Here is a 13000-nt window from a genome sequence, read left to right on the forward strand (position 1 = left end):
TGTCAGGCAAAAAATGCTTTCCAGGTTGGAACGCCTTTGTGAAGACAAGGGCCTAAAGATGACGGAACAGCGACGCGTCATTGCGCGCGTGCTGTCCGATTCGAAAGACCATCCGGATGTTGAGCTGGTTTATCAGCGGGCATCGAACCTGGATACGCGTATCAGCATCGCAACCGTCTACCGCACAATCCGTCTGTTTGAAGAGGCAAACATTATCGAACGGCTCGACTTTGGGGCCGGTCGCGCGCGCTATGAGGAAATGCCGGAAAAGCACCACGATCACCTGATCGACATGCGCAGCGGAAAAATTATCGAGTTTCAGTGCAAGGACATTGAAACCTATCAGAAGGAAGTGGCGAAAGCACATGGCTACAAGCTGGTTGATCACCGGCTTGAACTTTTTTGCGTTCCCCTGGATGACTCGAAATAGCAGGCCATGCTGAAGGGCCAAAAAAAACTTCGTGCGCGGTTTCTTCGTCGGCAGCCGGGCTGGTTTCCGAAATTTGCGCGCGCGGTGCGTCCACCATATGGGCGCAAGCGATTCGGCGCGGCGTTTGACATGCAGGGCTTTGTGGATCCCATCCAAAAAGTGCACAGCAAGACCCTTGAGGTTCGTCTCGCCCATAACGCGCGCGAGATCGAAGCGGCGCTGGCGCTTCGTTACCGGGTTTTTTATGAGGAGTTGGCCGCTAGCCCGACGCCGGAAATGGCGGCGAGGGAGCAGGATTTCGACGCGTTTGATGCGGATTGCGACCATGTGCTGGTGATCGACCGTGCGCGTGTTGCGGACGGCGATTTTTCCCAGGCGGTTGTCGGCACCTATCGGTTAATACGCAGCGAGATGGCGACGCGCCACGGCGGTTTTTATTCCGCCGGCGAATACGACCTTTCGCGCCTGATGGAATACCCGGGTCGCCTTTTAGAACTTGGGCGTTCCTGCGTTGATGCCAATTACCGAAGCCGCGCGACGATGGAATTGCTTTGGCGCGGGATTGGCGCCTATGTCGAACATTACGACATCGACATTCTGTTCGGCTGTGCAAGCCTGATAGGGGCGGACCCGGCCCGGCATGCCGAGGCGCTAACCTATCTGCACAAATACCATCTGGCGCCACCGGCTATACGCCCCCGTGCCTTGCCGGACATCCATGTGCCGATGCGGACGATGGATGACGTGCTGAACCCAAAACGCGCGCTGGCTTCCCTGCCGCCGCTTATCAAAGGCTATCTTCGTCTTGGTGGGTTTGTCGGCGACGGTGCCGTCGTCGATAAACAATTCAATACGACGGATGTGTGCATTGTTGTGCAACGGGACCTTGTTCCGGATAAATATTTCCGTCACTTCGATATGAAAAAATCGAAAACCTAGATCGCATGGGCTCGAGCCTTCTATCCGGTCTGCGCATGTTTCTGTATGTCAGTTGGACGGTTCTGCTTATCCCCGTGCAGGCAATCGGCCTACGCTTTCGTCTTTCTTACGCGCGGCACCTTCCCGGTTTTTATCATCGATCCTGTTGCACGATATTCGGTTTTCGCCTCGTTCAGATTGGCGAAATTTCCGACACGCGGCCGACGCTGTTTGTCTCCAATCACACGTCCTATCTTGATATTACGATGCTGTCGGCGCTTATTCCCGGTGTCTCGTTCATCTCGAAAGCGGAAGTTGCGGATTGGCCGTTTTTCGGAACGCTTGCCAGGCTTCAGAAAACGGTCTTTATCGAAAGGCGCGCGTCGCGTGCGTCGTCACACCGGAGCGTTATTCATACGCGCCTGCAACGGGGCGACCCGCTGATCCTTTTTCCCGAAGGCACCAGCAATGACGGCAATCGCGTGCTTCCTTTCAAAAGCGCCCTCTTTAGCGTTGCCGAAGAAAAGGTCAATGGCGCGGCGCTTGTCGTGCAACCGGTTTCGATCGCCTATACCCGTTTGGACGGCATTCCGTTTGGCCGGGCGCTCCGGCCCTATTATGCGTGGTATGGCGACATGGAGCTGGCGCCGCATTTTTGGAAAATGGCGGGGCTTGGCGATCTCACGGTCGTCGTGCAGTTCCATCGTCCGGTGACGATCGCGGCCTTTGATTCGCGCAAGACCCTTGCCAAAGCGTGCCACAAGACGGTGGCCCAGGGGGTCGCCATGGCCCTGACTGGCCAGGTGCCCTCGGACGAGGCCCCGGCGACGGGGGCCAATCCTTGACTCTTTTTTACGCAATGCTAGTGTTTTTCGGGCACGTTGCGCCTATATCCATGGAACAAGCGATGGGTGTCAGGGGCGAAAAAGGTTCGGACCCGCAGGCCGGGTGGGCCGCAAGGCTAGATTGATTGGCAAAGAAACTCTTCATTAAAACCTATGGCTGTCAGATGAATGTCTACGATTCCGCGCGGATGGCGGACGTTCTGGCACCGCTTGGGTATCGGCTGACGGATTGCCTTGATGACGCGGATATGGTGATTTTGAACACCTGCCACATTCGCGAGAAGGCCTCGGAAAAGCTTTTTTCGGAACTGGGCCGGCTGCGTCCGGTAAAGGCGGGCCAGGGTGATCGGATTCTGGCCGTTGCCGGTTGCGTGGCCCAGGCGGAAGGGGCGGAGATTTTTCGCCGCGCGCCCCATGTCGACCTTGTCTTCGGACCCCAAACCTATCACCGGCTTCCGGAAATGGTGGCCCGGGCGACGCGTGCCGAAGGTGCGGTGCTGAACACGGATTTTCCCGTCGAATCGAAATTCGATCATTTGCCGGCACCGGTGACGGCATCTGGCGCAACGGCCTTTCTTTCCATTCAGGAAGGCTGCGACAAATTCTGCACCTTTTGTGTTGTGCCCTATACGCGCGGCGTTGAATTTTCGCGGCCCGTCGCAGACATTCTTGAAGAAGCGCGCCAGCTTGTCGCCATGGGCGCGCGCGAAATTACGCTTCTGGGCCAGAACGTGAATGCCTATCGCGGTCCGGCGCCGGACGGCAGCGAGGCGGCCAGCGGACCGGTAGATGGCGTTGGCCTTGCCGGCCTTATCCGCGCCCTGGCCTTGCTCGAAGGGTTGTGGCGCATTCGCTATACGACCTCGCATCCCCGGGACATGGACGCGGATCTTTTGCGCGCCCATGGGGAAGAAACGAAATTAATGCCAAGCCTGCACCTTCCGGTTCAGTCCGGATCGGATTCCGTGCTGAAAGCCATGAACCGCGGCCACAGTGCCGAAGATTACCTAAAGACTGTCGCCGCGCTTCGCCGCCACCGGCCGGACATCGCGCTTTCCTCGGATTTTATCGTCGGTTTTCCCGGCGAGACGGAGGCGGATTTTGAGGCGACCCTCACCCTTGTCCGCGACGTGGGCTTCGCTCAGGCCTATTCTTTTAAATACAGCCCGCGCCCCGGCACGCCGGCGGCGTCGATGGCCCAATTACCCGAAGCGGTGAAAGATGAACGGCTTCACCGGCTGCAAGAACTTCTTAAAGACGGGCAGCGTGCCTGGAATGCCAAGGCGGTTGGGCGCACGCTTCCGGTTCTTTTCGAACATGCCGGGCGCCACCCCGGCCAGCTTGTGGGGCGAAGCCCTTATGGCCATTCGGTGTATGTTGAGGCGTCGGAAGCGGTCATCGGCGAGCTTGGCCAAATTCGCATTGTTGCTTCGCACGCAAACAGTCTGGCGGGCGAATGGGTTGGGTCGACCGCCGACACCTGCGCGCAGAAATCAGACGAAGCAAGCGCATGCGCCTGACCGCACCGGCAACAACGGAACGCAATTTTCAACGGCAGCTGCAATTTGATGACAACCGGCTTCTTCCGCATCTCTATGGCAAGCAGAACGAACATCTTTTACGGATCGAAAATCAGCTTGGAATTTGCATCGGCTCACGGGGTGGCCAATTGGCAGTCTCCGGCGTGGCGGACCGCGTTCACATGGCGGTTGCGGCGCTGGATTTGCTCTATCGCCGCCTCAAGCAGGGGCTCGACGTCACGGTCGGCGAAGTTGACGCGGCGTTGCGGCTTGCCATGAATTTAAAAGCGAATCCGAACGCGGGTTTGAATGCCGACAGCGCCTTGCCGGACCCTGAGGCCAGCGTGATTTCGACGCGCAAGCGGCGGGTTACGTCCCGGTCGCCTGGGCAAGCGCACTACATCGCGGCGCTTGAGGAAAGCGAACTCGTTGTGGCCCTTGGACCGGCCGGAAGCGGCAAAACCTATCTCGCCGTTGCCATGGCGGTTTCCATGTTGCTTTCAGGCCGCGTCGATCGGATCATTTTGTCGCGTCCCGCCGTTGAAGCGGGGGAACGCCTTGGCTTTCTACCCGGTGATTTTCAGGAGAAGATTGCGCCCTATCTCCGGCCGCTCTACGAGGCGCTTCACGACATGATGCCGTCCGACCAAGTGCAGCGTATGCTCGCCAGTGACGAGATCGAGATTGCGCCGCTGGCTTTCATGCGTGGGCGCACGCTTGCGAACGCTTATGTCATCCTGGACGAAGCGCAAAACACAACGGCCGTGCAGATGAAAATGCTGCTGACTCGTCTGGGGGAAAATTCCCGCATGACGATCACCGGCGATTTGACCCAGATCGATTTGCCGCATGGCGTGTGTTCGGGCCTTGCGAATTCCCTTGAAATTCTTCAGACCGTCGAAGGGGCGCGTATTGTTGAATTGGGGGATGCGGATGTTGTTCGTCATCCTCTGGTGTCGGCAATCGTTCGTGCCTATGAGGCGCGCGATCAAGAAAAAAATACCACGCCATGCGCGCCACAGAAGCCATGCGCGCCACGGAACAGGCCGCGCGATGTCTGAGACAAACACATCTTCAGCATCGTCGCCCCCCCTTGAGGTCGATGTCGCCATTTTGGATGCGCGTTGGGGTCACGCCGTGCCGGACATTGAGACCGTTATCCGCCGGGCGGCTCTTGCCGCCCTGGGCGCAAATGTGCCACCGGTCTGTGCGGGTGAGATCAGCCTGGCGCTTGTGAACGATGGCGAGATCCGCCGGCTGAACCGCGATTATCGCCAGCAGGATCGGCCAACGAATGTCCTTTCCTTTCCGGGCGAGGCGGTGGCGACGAAGCAAGGCGCGTCGCCAGCCATGTTGGGCGATGTTGTCATCGCCTTTGAGACGGTCAGTGCCGAAGCGGACGCACAAGGAAAGTCTCTCACCGATCATTTGTGCCATCTTGTGGTTCATGGTGTGCTGCATCTTTTGGGCTACGATCACGTTGCGCCCGCCGCCGCCGATGAAATGGAGGGTCTTGAGCGCGAGGTGCTTGGCCGCCTCGGCATTTCGGACCCTTACGCAATCCCATCCCGGCCTTTGCAGGCGGAGGAGGCACCGTGACAGCGGACAGACCAGAGCCAGCGGTGCACGAAGACGAACCATCGGGCGCGTGGTTCCAGAATTTTTGGAGCCGGCTTCGCCGCCGCCATCGTGTTTCCGATGGCACCCTGGGTGAGGCAATCGAGGATCTGATTCTTGATCGGGAAGAGTCGGACATTGCGATCGGTCCGGATCAACGCGTTCTTCTTGAAAACGTCTTGAAGCTTCGCAATGTCGCCATCAGCGACATCATGATGCCGCGCGCCGATATCGTTGCGGTCGGGGCCGATGCGGCTCTTGAGGAAGTGGCCGGCATCATGAGCAAGAATGCGCATTCCAGGCTTCCGGTTTACCGGAAGACCCTTGATGACGTTATCGGCATCGTACACATCAAGGATCTTTTGCCCTGCATGGGCGATGCGTCGGGTTTCCGTCTGTCGAAAATTGTTCGCCGCACCCTGTTCGTTGCGCCGACAATGCGCGTGCTTGATCTTTTGCTGCAGATGCGTGCGACCCGCATCCACATGGCTCTGGTTGTCGACGAGTATGGCGGCGTTGATGGTCTGGTCACCATCGAAGACCTGGTTGAGGAAATTGTCGGTGAGATTGAGGACGAACACGACATCGAAGCACCGCCGATGATTGTGCCGCTGCATGACGGCTCGCTTCTTGTCGATGCCCGGGCAGAGATGAAGGTGCTTGAGGCGCGCATTGGCCAGGCGCTGTTGACCGACAAGGATGAAGACATTGATACGCTTGGCGGGCTTGTCTTCTACCTGGCGGGCCGCGTGCCGGGGCGGGGCGAAATCATCCGCCATCCATCCGGGGTCGAGTTCGAAGTGCTTGAGGCCGACGCCCGGCGTATCCGGCGTATCCGCGTTCGCAACCTTTCGGAACCGCCGCCCGACGATGGGTGAGGCACCGTTCGTCTTGCAATGGCCCGTTTTCGGATGGGCGCGTGGTTTGCGCGGGCGCATAGCCGCCCTTCATGGCTGGCGGCGTTATGGGCTGGCGCTTTTGCTGGGGGCGCTTGGTGCCCTGGCGATGCCGCCCTGGTATGGGCTGCCCCTTCTCTTGCTTGCGTTTCCGGGCCTGATCTGGCTGGTTGAGACGGCGTCCGGCCATCGTAGTGCCTTTTTCATCGGCCTTGCGTTCGGCGTCGGCCATTTTTTAATTGGCGTTCACTGGATCGCCCACGCCTTTCTTGTCGATGCGGACCGCTTTGCCTGGCTGGCGCCGCTCGCCATTCCGGGGCTGGCTCTTTATCTCGCTCTTTTTCCGGCCGCCGCCGTCCTTGCCTTCCGTCTGCTGATGGGTTTGCTTGGCCAGCGCGCCTGGCAACGCTGCCTTCTTTTTGCGCTGACATGGACAATGTTTGAATGGCTGCGCGGGCATTTTCTGACCGGGTTTCCATGGATGCTTTTGGGCCATGGCTGGATTGTTTCCGAGGCGATGATCCAGACCGCCGCCGTCTTTGGAAGCTACGGCCTAAGCTTTGTCATGGTGATTGCGGCGACGATGCCAGGCATGCTGGCAGAGGAAAAACCAGTTGCCGCAATTCGGTCCCTGCTTGGAGCGTTTCTTCTTCTGCTGCTTCTTTGGGGCGGCGGTGCCCTTCGCCTGGCAGGCGCCGAGGTGGCCTTGACCGATGTGCATCTGCGGCTTGTTCAGGCGAACATTCTGCAAAGCCTTAAATGGCAGCCAGATCTTCAAAAACAGCATCTCGACCGCCACCTCGCCCTTAGCACGCGCGAAGGGTTTGATCGGGCTACCGTCGTGATCTGGCCCGAGATGGCGGTCCCCTATTTGCTTGCGCGCGATCCGCAATTGCGCTGGCGTCTGGCCCAGGCGGTGCCAAAGGGCGGCCTGCTTCTGACCGGCGCGCCGCGCCGGCCGCCGGGGGCGAAGGGTGACGCCCCTTCAAACGGCGTGGTTGCCCTGGACGAAAGGGGGAACATCGTCGGCGGGTATGACAAATTCCACCTTGTTCCCTTTGGCGAATTCGTGCCCTTGCGGGGTCTTTTGCCGATTTCGCGCATTGTGCCAGGCATCGGCGATTTTCACCGCGGGTCCGGCCCGGTCACCCTTGCCCTTGGTTCCCTGCCGCCACTAAGCCCGCTTATTTGCTATGAGGTGATTTTTCCGGGCGCGGTTCTCGATAAGACGACGCGGCCGCGCTGGCTGTTGAATGTGACAAACGACGCCTGGTTTGGAAAAAGTGCCGGCCCCTATCAACATTTTACGGCCGCGCGGTTGCGTGCTGTCGAAGAGGGCTTGCCCCTCGTGCGGGTTGCGAACACAGGCATTTCGGCAATTGTTGATCCCTATGGTCGGGTGCTGCAGCGTCTCGATCTTGGCGTTGCGGGGGTGCTGGACGGGGCGTTGCCGGCGGCGCGAAGCCCGCCTCCCTATGGACGCTTCGGGGATTGGGGGCTGCTCGGCGTCCTGCTGGCTGGTTTTGGGCTGCTTGGCACCCTGAGATGGCGGCGCTCTATACGGTTGTAGACAAATAAAATTGACATCATACGGTTGTATGCTACTTTTTTTTGAACGTCAGATTTTCGTAGCAGGTATCCGAATGAACGCGTCCGCAATCGCTGAAAACGCAGGTTTGCCACGTAAAAAAGGTCGGCAAAAAAGCAACGGGCCGAATCCTGTCGACATCCATGTCGGTTCTCGCGTGCGTTTGCGGCGAACTCTGCTTGGCATGACTCAGGAAAAGCTTTCCAGGGCCATCGGCCTGACATTCCAGCAGGTCCAGAAATATGAGCGCGGCACCAACCGCATCGGTGCCAGCCGGCTGCATGAACTAAGTCAGGTGCTTGATGTGCCGGTGTCCTTCTTCTTCGACGATCTGGCGCTTGCGAAAAACGGTGAGACGGCCTTGGTCGGCGAGCTGCGGGAGGGCGCAGCCCCGCCTTTCGAGGGCGACCCGATGGCCAAGCGCGAAACGCTTCGCCTTGTCCGCGCCTATTACCGGATCAAAAGCCCGGCCCTTCGTAAACAGATTCTCGATCTGACGCGATCCCTCGCCGAAAACGCGCCGGATGCGGTAGACGCGGAGGCGTAACGCGCCGTAACGCGATCACAGATCTTGCGTCGGCCGACGCCCATACGCCCGTATATCACAGGTTGGTTTTCCATCGCGGCTTGACGGCTTGTCGAAAGACTGCGACAAAATCGCCTGACAAAACCCGGCGGCGCGCCTCGATTTTCCCTCGATTTTCCATGGAAAATTCGGCTGCAAATGCGGCTGCAAATGCGGCCCCATGAACCGTGATGGCGGGGTGGCGACAGCTCTTGATAAGTGGAGGACGCAACGTTGCGTAACGGCGAATATTTTTTTACCAGTGAGTCGGTATCGGAAGGGCATCCGGACAAGGTCTGCGACCGGATTTCGGACGCCATTGTCGATGTTTTTCTAGCGGCGGATTCAAACGCGCGCGTTGCCGTCGAAACCCTGGTTACAACGAACCGGATCGTACTTGCGGGCGAGGTTCGCGGGCCGAAATCCATCACCAACGACACGCTTGAAGAGGTTGCGCGCCAAGCGGTTCGCGCAATCGGTTACGACCAGGAAAATTTTCATTGGAAGAACGCGGAAGTCTCCGTCTACGTCCATAGCCAGTCCGAAGACATCGCCATGGGGGTCGACGCGAAAGGCAACAAGGACGAAGGTGCCGGCGACCAGGGGATCATGTTTGGCTATGCCTGCCGCGAGACGGACGTGCTGATGCCGGCACCGGTCCACTACGCCCATGGCATTCTCCGCGCCCTTGCCGAAGCGCGCCACGCCGGCGATGCGCCGGGCCTGGGGCCGGATTCAAAAAGTCAGGTGACGCTCGAATATCTTGACGGCAAGCCAATTCGCGCGACATCGGTTGTCGTTTCGACCCAGCACGCGGCGGAACTTGATCAGCAGGAAATTCGCGACATCGTGCGCCCTTATGTCGAAGGTGTGCTGCCGGAAGGCTGGATGTGCCCGGATGAAGAATTTTATGTAAATCCGACGGGACGCTTCGTCATTGGCGGGCCCCACGGGGACGCCGGGGTCACAGGCCGCAAAATCATCGTCGACACCTATGGCGGCGCGGCCCCCCATGGTGGCGGCGCCTTTTCCGGCAAGGATCCGACGAAGGTTGACCGTTCGGCGGCCTATGCGGCCCGCTATCTGGCGAAGAACGTTGTTGCTGCGGGCCTGGCGGAACGCTGTACGATTCAGCTCGCTTACGCGATCGGCGTTTCAAAACCGCTTGCGGTGTACATCGACACCCATGGCACCGGTTTTGCGGATGAAGGCGTGCTTGCCGATGTGTTGTGCGATCTTATGGATCTTTCGCCGCGCGGCATCCGCGAACATTTGCATCTCGACCGCCCGATTTATGAGCGGACCGCCGCCTATGGCCATTTTGGCCGGGCGCCGGAAGCCGATGGCGGTTTTTCGTGGGAGCGTCTGGACCTCGTCGACGCGTTGCGGGCGGCCTTTCAACAGGCGTAGGACCGGTTCGATGGCCGAGGGCCAGTCACAACAAAAACGACGGCTCTATGGCCGCCGCCACGGGCATCGCCTGAAACCGTCGCAACAGGCCAGCCTGACGCGCCGGCTGCCGGAACTGGCCATTGCCTTGGCTGAGACGGACGCCTCGGTTGATCCGCAAACGCTTTTTCCGCAATCCCCCGACGCTATCTGGCTTGAAATAGGTTTCGGTGGCGGCGAGCATTTGATCTGGCAGGCGCAGGCCCATCCCGGCATTGGCTTTCTTGGGTGTGAGCCTTTCGTGAACGGGCTGGCCCGGCTTTTGCGATGCGTCGAAGAAGAAAATCTGCAAAATATCCGTGTTTTTCCAGACGACGCCCGGCTTCTTCTGGCAGCGTTGCCTGACGCCTGCCTGGGCCGTGTCTTTCTTCTCTTTCCGGACCCATGGCCGAAGACGCGTCACCACAAACGGCGGTTTGTTTCGGCGGAAAACCTGCAAATGCTCGCCCGGGTCATGAAGGGTGGGGCGGAACTGCGCCTGGCTAGCGACGACATGGGCTATGTGGGGTGGATGCTGCACCACCTGCTGGCCGATGCCAATTTTACCTGGGAGGCTTTGGGGCCTGCGGATTGGCGTGTGCGGCCCGCAGACTGGCCGGAAACCCGCTATGAGGCGAAAGCGATCTGCCAGGACCGGCGGCCCGCCTATCTGCGATTTCGCCGTTGTTTGCGGCAATAGGTTTGTGGCGGCAGGGAGGCCACCACGCCCGATGGACGGAAAAAGGTTGAAGGAACCTTGGAATTCTCTATATTTTACGGAAGAGTTCCCAAGCCACAGAAACGTTGAACGATCAAAGAAGGTGGGCCTGCGGCCCGCTTTTTTGTTTTTGGGCAGGTTTTTTCGCCATGAGACAGATATGGGCGGACGGGTATGAAGACAGTGGGTGAAGAAGTGGCTGCACCAATTGAAGCGATGATCGCGCCGTCCCTGGAATCGATGGGGTATGAAATTGTGCGCGTTCTTTTCACTGGCGGGGGGTCGCCGACCTTGCAGGTGATGGCAGAGCGTCGCGATGGTGGCGGCATGACGGCGGAAAATTGCGCGGAGATGAGCCGGGCAATCTCGGCGCTTCTCGATGTCGAAGACCCGATTGCCGGGTCTTACGATTTGGAAGTCAGCTCACCTGGGCTTGACCGGCCGCTGGTGCGTCGCGAGGATTTTTCAAAATTTGCCGGCCGCCTCGTGAAGATCGAAGCCGTCCGCGCCATTGATGGCCGTCGCCGGTTTCAGGGAAAGCTTCTTGGGATGGATGGGGATCGCGTCCAGATGGAACACAAGAGTGAAACGGTGGATCTCGATTTTGACAATATCCGGCGGGCAAAACTTCTGCTCACCGATGAATTGATTGCAAAAGCAGCAAAACTTCAAAGCGTAGACTAGGACATAGAAACGGTCATGGAAGTTGAAACCATACTAGAGCCAAGGCCCGAGCTTTTACAGGTGGCGGAAAGCGTCGCTCGTGACAAAGGCATTCAACCGGACGAAGTCTTGGAGGCGATGGAAGAGGCCATTCAAAAGGCGGGTCGTTCGAAATATGGGCGCGAACACGACATTCGCGCCACCATTGACCGCAAGAACGGTGCGATCGAATTGATGCGCTATACCGAAGTGGTTGATGAGATCGAGAACGAAGTTACGCAAATCGGCCTTGCGGATGCGCAAAAGCAAAAGGCGGACGCCGTGATCGGTGAGTTTTTGATCGAGGTGTTGCCGCCGATCGATTTTGGGCGCGTTGCCGCGCAAACGGCAAAGCAGGTCATCGTTCAAAAGGTGCGCGAAGCAGAGCGCGAGCGCCAATATGAGGAATACAAAGATCGCATTGGCGAAGTTGCGAACGGCCTTGTAAAGCGCAGCGAATTTGGCAACCACATGATTGTAGACATGGGCCGGGCGGAAGCGCTGTTGCGTCGCGACGAGACCTTGCCGAGAGAGGTCTTTCACAACGGCAATCGCGTGCGAGCCTATATCTATGACGTGCGCAAGGAGCCGCGCGGCCCGCAAATTTTTCTCTCGCGCACCCATCCCCAGTTTATGGCAAAGCTTTTCACCCAGGAAGTGCCGGAGATTTATGACGGCATTATCGAAATGCGGTCGGTCGCCCGCGACCCCGGAAGCCGCGCGAAAATTGCGGTGCTTTCCAACGATGCGGCGATTGATCCCGTTGGCGCCTGCGTCGGCATGCGCGGCAGCCGCGTTCAGGCGGTGGTCAGCGAGCTTCAGGGCGAGAAGGTCGATATCATCAAATGGTCGCCGGATCCCGCGACGTTTATTGTGAACGCGATGGCGCCGGCGGAAGTGGCGAAAGTGGTGCTGGATGAAGAGCAAAAGCGGGTCGAGGTTGTCGTTCCGGACGATCAGCTCAGCCTTGCCATTGGCCGGCGCGGTCAGAACGTGCGCCTGGCCTCGCAGTTGACCGGCTGGGACATTGATATTCTGACTGAGGCGGAAGAATCTGAGCGCCGCAGTGAAGAATTCCGCACGCGTTCGCAGGTGTTTACGGACGCGCTGGAGGTGGACGAGGTGATCGCTCATCTGCTGGTGACGGAAGGGTTTACGAGCGTTGAGGAAGTGGCCTTCGTGCCGGTCGAGGATATTGCCGGAATCGAAGGCTTTGACGAAGACGTCGGCAACGAACTTCGCACGCGTGCCCGGGAGTACATTTCCGTCCAGACGGAAAAACTCACCGTGCAACGTAAGGAACTCGGTGTGACGGACGAGGTTGCAACGGCGGAGGGCGTGACCCCGGAAATGTTGGTGCCGTTTGGCGAAAATGATGTGAAGACCCTTGATGACCTGGCCGATCTTGCAAGCGACGAATTGCGCGATATCGTTGGCCGCACCGTTTTGACGACAACCGACGCCGATGCCATCATTATGGCGGCGCGCGCCCATTGGTTTGAAGGGGAAGAAGGGGCGGAGGCTGTCCCGGCGGCTGAAGGGGACGCAGAGGCGCCAGCGGAACCGACGGAGCCGGAACCGACGGAGCCGGAAAAAACCTGACCCGCGGCAAGAAATTTCCAGGGGCCTTTTGGCCCGGGAATTTCAACTTTGAATAATGTTGAACGACCTCGGCCTTGACCTGCAATGACAAGAAATGAATTTGGGCGGATCCCATGACAGAAACGAACGAACCAGAAGAACAAAAAAAGACACCGCTTTCGCTTAAGCGTC

14 protein-coding genes are annotated in these 13000 nt (G+C 58.8%); 13 read left to right on the forward strand and 1 reads right to left on the reverse strand.

The window, feature by feature from the left end:
- Positions 1-13 precede the first annotated feature (13 nt).
- The 9 genes from COA65_03605 to COA65_03645 all read left to right on the forward strand — a co-directional run bounded on the left by COA65_03605 (position 14) and on the right by COA65_03645 (position 8361).
- On the forward strand, positions 14-430 hold the full coding sequence (locus tag COA65_03605) for a transcriptional repressor (protein PCJ60810.1): 417 nt from the start codon (positions 14-16) through the stop codon (positions 428-430).
- Between the two features lie 129 nt (positions 431-559).
- A complete protein-coding gene (locus COA65_03610; protein PCJ60811.1) occupies positions 560-1369 on the forward strand; it encodes a hemolysin-like protein in 810 nt (269 codons plus the stop codon).
- A 5-nt stretch (positions 1370-1374) separates the two neighbouring features.
- Positions 1375-2193 (forward strand): 1-acyl-sn-glycerol-3-phosphate acyltransferase, encoded by an 819-nt coding sequence (locus tag COA65_03615; protein PCJ60779.1) that lies wholly within the window; start codon positions 1375-1377, stop codon positions 2191-2193.
- Positions 2194-2318: 125 nt separating this feature from the next.
- On the forward strand, positions 2319-3713 hold the full coding sequence (locus COA65_03620; protein ID PCJ60780.1) for a tRNA (N6-isopentenyl adenosine(37)-C2)-methylthiotransferase MiaB: 1395 nt from the start codon (positions 2319-2321) through the stop codon (positions 3711-3713).
- Positions 3704-4774 (forward strand): phosphate starvation-inducible protein PhoH, encoded by a 1071-nt coding sequence (locus COA65_03625; protein ID PCJ60812.1) that lies wholly within the window; start codon positions 3704-3706, stop codon positions 4772-4774. The genes COA65_03620 and COA65_03625 overlap by 10 nt, the downstream gene beginning before the upstream one ends.
- A complete protein-coding gene (ybeY, locus tag COA65_03630; GenBank protein ID PCJ60781.1) occupies positions 4767-5312 on the forward strand; it encodes an rRNA maturation RNase YbeY in 546 nt (181 codons plus the stop codon). Before COA65_03625 ends, ybeY begins: the two co-directional genes overlap by 8 nt.
- A 230-nt stretch (positions 5313-5542) precedes the next feature.
- A complete protein-coding gene (locus tag COA65_03635) occupies positions 5543-6208 on the forward strand; it encodes a magnesium/cobalt efflux protein (protein ID PCJ60813.1) in 666 nt (221 codons plus the stop codon).
- The gene (lnt, locus tag COA65_03640) at positions 6201-7796 is read left to right on the forward strand and encodes an apolipoprotein N-acyltransferase (GenBank protein ID PCJ60782.1); all 1596 of its coding nucleotides are present in this window, start codon (positions 6201-6203) and stop codon (positions 7794-7796) included. The genes COA65_03635 and lnt overlap by 8 nt, the downstream gene beginning before the upstream one ends.
- Positions 7797-7869: 73 nt before the next feature.
- Positions 7870-8361 carry a transcriptional regulator gene (locus COA65_03645; protein PCJ60783.1) on the forward strand — a complete coding sequence of 164 codons (492 nt, stop codon included), beginning with the start codon at positions 7870-7872 and terminating at the stop codon, positions 8359-8361.
- A gap of 55 nt (positions 8362-8416) precedes the next feature.
- Here the strand turns inward: COA65_03645 and COA65_03650 are convergent, their stop codons facing one another.
- Positions 8417-8611: a hypothetical protein gene (locus tag COA65_03650; protein PCJ60784.1), complete on the reverse strand. Its 195-nt coding sequence runs from the start codon at positions 8609-8611 to the stop codon at positions 8417-8419.
- 2 nt (positions 8612-8613) lie between these two features.
- On the opposite strand from COA65_03650, the gene COA65_03655 reads away from it, so the two are divergent.
- The 4 genes from COA65_03655 to COA65_03670 all read left to right on the forward strand — a co-directional run bounded on the left by COA65_03655 (position 8614) and on the right by COA65_03670 (position 12829).
- Entirely contained in the window at positions 8614-9789 is a 1176-nt protein-coding gene (locus tag COA65_03655; protein ID PCJ60785.1) for a methionine adenosyltransferase, read from the forward strand.
- Positions 9790-9799: 10 nt separating this feature from the next.
- Entirely contained in the window at positions 9800-10507 is a 708-nt protein-coding gene (locus tag COA65_03660; protein PCJ60786.1) for a tRNA (guanosine(46)-N7)-methyltransferase TrmB, read from the forward strand.
- 192 nt (positions 10508-10699) lie between these two features.
- Positions 10700-11209, forward strand: coding sequence for a ribosome maturation factor RimP (locus COA65_03665; protein ID PCJ60787.1), 510 nt, complete (start codon positions 10700-10702; stop codon positions 11207-11209).
- A gap of 15 nt (positions 11210-11224) precedes the next feature.
- On the forward strand, positions 11225-12829 hold the full coding sequence (locus COA65_03670) for a transcription termination/antitermination protein NusA (GenBank protein ID PCJ60788.1): 1605 nt from the start codon (positions 11225-11227) through the stop codon (positions 12827-12829).
- Positions 12830-13000 lie beyond the last annotated feature (171 nt).

Source organism: Rhodospirillaceae bacterium (genome assembly GCA_002746255.1).
Taxonomy (GTDB): domain Bacteria; phylum Pseudomonadota; class Alphaproteobacteria.

What these genes read in the sequence shown, in the direction of transcription:
- COA65_03605 (PCJ60810.1), top strand. Translation starts at nt 14, where the DNA reads ATGCTTTCCAGGTTGGAACGCCTTTGTGAAGACAAGGGCCTAAAGATG.
- COA65_03610 (PCJ60811.1), top strand. Translation starts at nt 560, where the DNA reads ATGCAGGGCTTTGTGGATCCCATCCAAAAAGTGCACAGCAAGACCCTT.
- COA65_03615 (PCJ60779.1), top strand. Translation starts at nt 1,375, where the DNA reads ATGGGCTCGAGCCTTCTATCCGGTCTGCGCATGTTTCTGTATGTCAGT.
- COA65_03625 (PCJ60812.1), top strand. Translation starts at nt 3,704, where the DNA reads ATGCGCCTGACCGCACCGGCAACAACGGAACGCAATTTTCAACGGCAG.
- ybeY (PCJ60781.1), top strand. Translation starts at nt 4,767, where the DNA reads ATGTCTGAGACAAACACATCTTCAGCATCGTCGCCCCCCCTTGAGGTC.
- COA65_03635 (PCJ60813.1), top strand. Translation starts at nt 5,543, where the DNA reads ATGATGCCGCGCGCCGATATCGTTGCGGTCGGGGCCGATGCGGCTCTT.
- lnt (PCJ60782.1), top strand. Translation starts at nt 6,201, where the DNA reads ATGGGTGAGGCACCGTTCGTCTTGCAATGGCCCGTTTTCGGATGGGCG.
- COA65_03645 (PCJ60783.1), top strand. Translation starts at nt 7,870, where the DNA reads ATGAACGCGTCCGCAATCGCTGAAAACGCAGGTTTGCCACGTAAAAAA.
- COA65_03660 (PCJ60786.1), top strand. Translation starts at nt 9,800, where the DNA reads ATGGCCGAGGGCCAGTCACAACAAAAACGACGGCTCTATGGCCGCCGC.
- COA65_03665 (PCJ60787.1), top strand. Translation starts at nt 10,700, where the DNA reads ATGAAGACAGTGGGTGAAGAAGTGGCTGCACCAATTGAAGCGATGATC.
- COA65_03670 (PCJ60788.1), top strand. Translation starts at nt 11,225, where the DNA reads ATGGAAGTTGAAACCATACTAGAGCCAAGGCCCGAGCTTTTACAGGTG.